Origin of the sequence: Bacteroides sp. AR20, from assembly GCF_964250605.1 — a bacterium.
In the GTDB taxonomy this organism is placed as follows: Bacteria; Bacteroidota; Bacteroidia; order Bacteroidales; family Bacteroidaceae; genus Bacteroides; species Bacteroides uniformis.
In genome coordinates this window covers 1-5209 of sequence record NZ_CAXUGK010000058.1, presented here as the reverse complement: position 1 = coordinate 5209, position 5209 = coordinate 1, and the positions used below count along the sequence as shown (strand labels likewise).

Below are 5209 nucleotides of genomic sequence, written 5' to 3'. Positions count from 1 at the left end.
TTGTAAGGCTGGGTATTGCCTGTAGTGCCAAACACACCACCGAAAGGGTAGTAATGGTTCGTTTCCTCCACAGTACCTGACTGGTTGATTACTACACGGTTGTTACCTTGATGGTCCTTCAGATAGTAATGATACTGCTGGGTACCGGTCAGGTTGATGTAACCCTCTTCTGTGAGTAACAACTTCTGAGTACCATTTTCATAGATCACATTACCGCAGTAGTCAGTCGTTGTGGTTGTACTACCTATCTTATGGACTGTTCTCAGTTTCGTGCCGTCAGCACCATAAGTATAGGTGATTGTGCTACCATCACTGAACGATACCGTACTGGGCAAATTTAATACATTATATTGAATATCGGTGATTCCCTTATTCAAATCTTTCGTTAAATTACCATTGGCATCGTAGGCATACTCCCCTGCAGCGCTTGCACCGTTCACAAAGGCAGTGTTTGTACCGTATGCAACGGTACTCACCGCATCGTCTACACGGCTCAACTGATTGCCGTTCAAGGTAAAAGTCAGGTTGTCTATCAGGCCGTAGGCACTGGCACCAGTCTGGCCATAGCGTTGCAAACTCTTGATGTTACCGTTCTTGTCATAACCCGTAACGTTCTCCGAGAAGCGGTTCGCATTCGTGCTGATACTTGCTGTCTCGCCATAGGTAGCGTTCAGCATCCGGTCAAGACCGTCATAAGTGAATTTGTAACCGCGGACTGTACTTTCGTTCCCGGACTTCCAGGTCATGCTGCTGATATTGCCATTGTACTTCGCTGTACCCACACCCGTGTTGTAGTACACGTTCTGTGTGAAGCATGTACCGCTGATGCCCGTCAGCCAGCTACGCAGGTTGTAGGCATATGTCAGTTTGTTGATGCTCGTTCCGTGATACTGCTTGGTCAGCAAACGGCCGAAGTTGTCATAAGTGGCATCGTACAGAGTGATTGAAGTGCCGCCAAGACTATGCTGCACTTTGCTTATTCTGTCCGCATGGTCGTAGGTATAGGTATATACTTCCGTGCGCGTGGTCTTTCCGCTGGCAGTATGTGTATGTGTCACACCAGACGGCTTGTCGGAGAAAGTATAAACCGTACTTGTGATGTCGTAGCCACTGAGCAAGTTGTTCTGCACACTTTTCGTCATGCGCCCTTTGATGTCATAATAGAAAGCCTTATAGATCTTAGTGCTACTGCCAAAAACCGTAACGGCACTGCCGGTAAGAGAACCCCTGCCGTAGCCGGAAGTATCTTTGGTGAACTGGCCCGTAGGAAGTCCGGTACCACCCACAAAGCCGTAACCGTCATAGTAGCTCTGCACAAGCACGGTAGGACTGGAAGAAGGATTCTTACCCGTATACTCCCCCTGCAGGGTCAGCCGTCCCAGACTGTCGTACAAATAATACATATAGGAAATGTTATCCAGATAGGAAGTGCCCGTGCTGTTAAGCATCCGGAGAGTACGGATGTAGTCCTGCATGACCTACACAGAATTCTTCATTTGATAGACCTAAAAAACTATCCTAACATACAAAATATAGCATATCTGATGTTAGGATAGTAATTAAAGAGATTTTTCTTGAAGTAATCAACCTATATCAGGAGAAGATACAATATAAATGCAACCTGATTCACAATCAATATCTACGCAATAACCACATCTATGTAAAATATCAATAACATACCGTTGTTCCGGCAAAGTCAATATTCCATCTTCACAAGATGGAATAAACCATACATCATCAAAATAAGCAGAAAGTAATCCTTTCACTCCTTCATTCTCATAAATTGAGTCTATACGATATTGAGGAATAACTATATAATCTTTCAGTTGTATAAATGAAAGACTATCTACTATTAAAGTATCTTTGTACGAAAGTTCAATGAACTCTTTCTTTGGAAGTTTCAATTGAGGAATTGTCTTTTTACCTTCTTCCTCCAATATGGAAAATAATTCTACACTTTCCAACACTGTACAATAAGTAGAATCTTGCCATTTTATATTTACTGACATTAAAGAAGTTATAGGTACTCTATCAAGATCAGAAACCATCATCGCTTTTTCAGAATGCTTATACACTATATGAAAGAAGAAAGCGATTCCTCCAATTACAACAACTAAAGGTATAATTATGTTACTCCAATAGTTTTTTAGGTATTTTCTTTCCACCATATTCAATTCTTTTAGGATCACCTGTTTTTCTTCTAATCTTATTCTCTGTATTAACAGCGCGTACCTCCATTAGTTTTATACCATTTTCCGTTGTTTCATAAGTGGCAAATTTCTTGTCTACATCAAACGAATGCTGAAGTTCATGACTCAATCCGACTCTTGGAGTTCTCATTTCTTTTTCATTTCGACTCCTTCTTCTATTATTGGGATCATAATGGATTATACTGCCTTGTGAGATTTTCATTTCAACCTTTTCTTTATCAATTAGCGTTGAATTAGAAGCCCCTTTCTTAGGCATTGTAATATAATGAATATTCTCACTATCTTCCAACTCAGTGATAATATTAGCGACTCCTTTATCATCTTTCTTAAGTTGCTGCAAATCGACTTTCACATCCTTTTGATACTTAGTATCAAATCCAAAGAACATTTTCACATTATCTATCAAACCATTCGGGTTCGGATTTACAACAATTGTATCTCCATTCACATCTATGTTATTCACCGGATTATTCGCCCCATACTGATACGGTGACATCGAATAATACTTCTCTACAAACCTGTCATTGGTATGGCACCTTCCCAACGCTGCATCATAATGCCTTGCCCCGTAGTCATACCAGTTCAAGCCTTTCTTCGAGTCATACTCCTTGCCATTGTACTTGTAAGGCTGAGTATTGCTTGTACTTGCAAATACGCCGCCAAAAGGATAGTAATGGTTCGTTTCCTCTACCGTGCCGCTCTGGTTGATTACTACCCGGTGATTCCCCTGATGGTCTTTCAAGTAATAGTGATACTTGTTGTCACTCAAAGTTACATAACCCTCTTCGGTAAGAAGCAACTTCTGGACTCCGTTTTCATAGACCACGTTTCCGCAATAGTCCGTCGTCGTGGTGGTAGTACCTATCTTATGGACTGTTCTCAGCTTTGTGCCATCGGCTCCATAAATATAGGTGATAGTACTTCCGTCACTGAACGTTACTGTATTTGGCAAATTTAAACAATTATATGATATACCGGTAATATTCTTGTTTAAATCTTTAGTTAAATTGCCGTTGGCATCGTAGGTGTACTCGTTCGCCTGCTTCATGCTGTCCTTGAACTCGAAGCTGTTATTGTAGACGAAAGCTGTCGCGTTCTCGCGGAAACGGTTAGTGTCTGTACCAATGATTGTAGTATTATCATAGGCGGCGTTAACATTTGCTTTAAAGCTCATTGAATAAATTTTGCCATTGGGCCTTCATTACTCCACTTGGCAAGTTAGACTGCTAATATTTCTATTATAGTGGGTACCCTATAAAAAGAAACAGCGGATGTTTCCACCCGCTGTAATAGAATTGTTATAAAAATATTATTCAATTATTTGTTTTTTATTTTTAATATAAAATAGAATAAGAGCATAATAAAAACCTCAGATAATACACCTGGTAAATATAGAAACCCTATCATTATATCAAAATTAAAACGCCAAAATATAAAGAAAATAGTAGAAAGAGAGACAACAAGTATCAATTGCAGGCAACAATATAATAATGTCGTTTTAAGATTAAGCCTCAAATTCAATAATAATAATAAGAAGAACAAAACCGTTCCTAAAACAAACGTTATTGATCCTACAAATAATTCAACTGAAAATAAATCTCCTAATGATATACTTTGACTTTCCATATCTATTCAATTTTAACTTGTCTCTTTTTAGGATCATAATTTAGTGACTTAAAATTATCTTGATACTCTTTAACTATACTATTGGGCCTTGGATCTATAATTACTGGTGCCTTATCTTTTACAGATGGGTCTTGTTTCAAAACATCAGCCGCAAAAGTTCCACAATTATTATTCCTTAATGAATACTCTTTCCTCTTTGAATTAGCATTCTCCGCTATTTTTGATTCTGCATAGTTTTTCATTTCTTTAAACTTATCACTTTCAATATATGCTCCTTCTATTCTTCCGGCATGTCCCGCTTGTTCAGATATTATTGATAAAGTTTTATTCAATGATTCCAATGTAGGCTTTTTATCTTGTCCTATTTTTACATTTGGAACAGCGAATGTTCTGACAACTCCTTTACCCTCTTTGTCATATCTGCCATATTCATAATATTTAGTCACTCCTGTTTTATTATCAATCAATAATACTCCAGCATGACCTAAATTCCCAATTTTACCAATAGGAGTTGATATTTTATAATCAGGGAAGGCAATATAAATACCATCCTTCCCGTTAGGGTCTATACAATTTATAGGATTACTATAACAATAAGTATACAAACTTTCTGAATAATACTTCTCTGCCAACGGATCCACCGTCATAAACCGTCCCAACACTGCATCATAATGCCGTGCCCCGTAATCATACCAGTTCAAGCCTTTCTTCGTGTCATATTCCTTGCTATTGTACTTGTAAGGCTGAGTGCTTGTTGATGAAGCGAATACTCCTCCAAACAGATAGTAATGGTTTGTCTCCTCTACCGCTCCGCTCTGGTTTATGACTACACGGTTGTTCCCCTGATGGTCCTTCAAGTAATAGTAATACTTGTTGTCGCTCAAAGTAATATAGCCCTCTTCGGTAATCAGAAGCTTCTGGGCTCCGTTTTCATAGACCACATTCCCGCAATAGTCCGTTGTGGTGGTAGCGCCACCTATCTTATGAACCGTTCTTAGCTTTGTGCCGTCGGCTGCATAAACATAGGTAATCGTACTTCCGTCGCTGAACGTTACTGCACTTGGCAAATTTAAACAATTATATTGAATATCGGTGATTCCCTTGTTCAAATCTTTGGTTAAATTGCCGTTCGCATCGTAGGTGTACTCTCCGACCTGCTTCACGCCGTCCTTGAACTCGAAGCCTCCACCGTAAGCAGAAGCCATCACGGCATCGTCCACACGACTCAACTGATTGCCGTTCAAGGTAAAAGTCAGGTTGTCTATCAGGCCGTAGGTACTGGCACCAGTCTGGCCGTAACGTTGCAAACTCTTGATGTTACCGTTCTTGTCATAACCCGTAACGTTCTCCGAGAAGCGGTTCGCATTCGTGCT

The 5209-nt window shown here is 39.7% G+C and carries 4 protein-coding genes and 1 pseudogene; all 5 read right to left on the bottom strand.

The window, feature by feature from the left end; all coding sequences use genetic code 11:
• Window positions 1-1475, bottom strand: a pseudogene (locus tag ACESTD_RS18265) (RHS repeat-associated core domain-containing protein); the annotation flags it as partial.
• 108 nt (window positions 1476-1583) lie between these two features.
• The gene (locus tag ACESTD_RS18260) at window positions 1584-2168 is read right to left on the bottom strand and encodes a hypothetical protein (protein ID WP_057281495.1); all 585 of its coding nucleotides are present in this window, start codon (window positions 2166-2168) and stop codon (window positions 1584-1586) included.
• Window positions 2131-3384, bottom strand: a complete 1254-nt coding sequence (locus tag ACESTD_RS18255; protein ID WP_117866734.1) for an RHS repeat domain-containing protein — start codon at window positions 3382-3384, stop codon at window positions 2131-2133. The genes ACESTD_RS18260 and ACESTD_RS18255 overlap by 38 nt, the downstream gene beginning before the upstream one ends.
• 143 nt (window positions 3385-3527) lie before the next feature.
• Window positions 3528-3836 (bottom strand): hypothetical protein, encoded by a 309-nt coding sequence (locus tag ACESTD_RS18250; protein WP_035447399.1) that lies wholly within the window; start codon window positions 3834-3836, stop codon window positions 3528-3530.
• 2 nt (window positions 3837-3838) lie between these two features.
• Window positions 3839-5209: RHS repeat domain-containing protein (locus tag ACESTD_RS18245; RefSeq protein WP_373159091.1), on the bottom strand; the 1371-nt coding region annotated here is incomplete at its 5' end.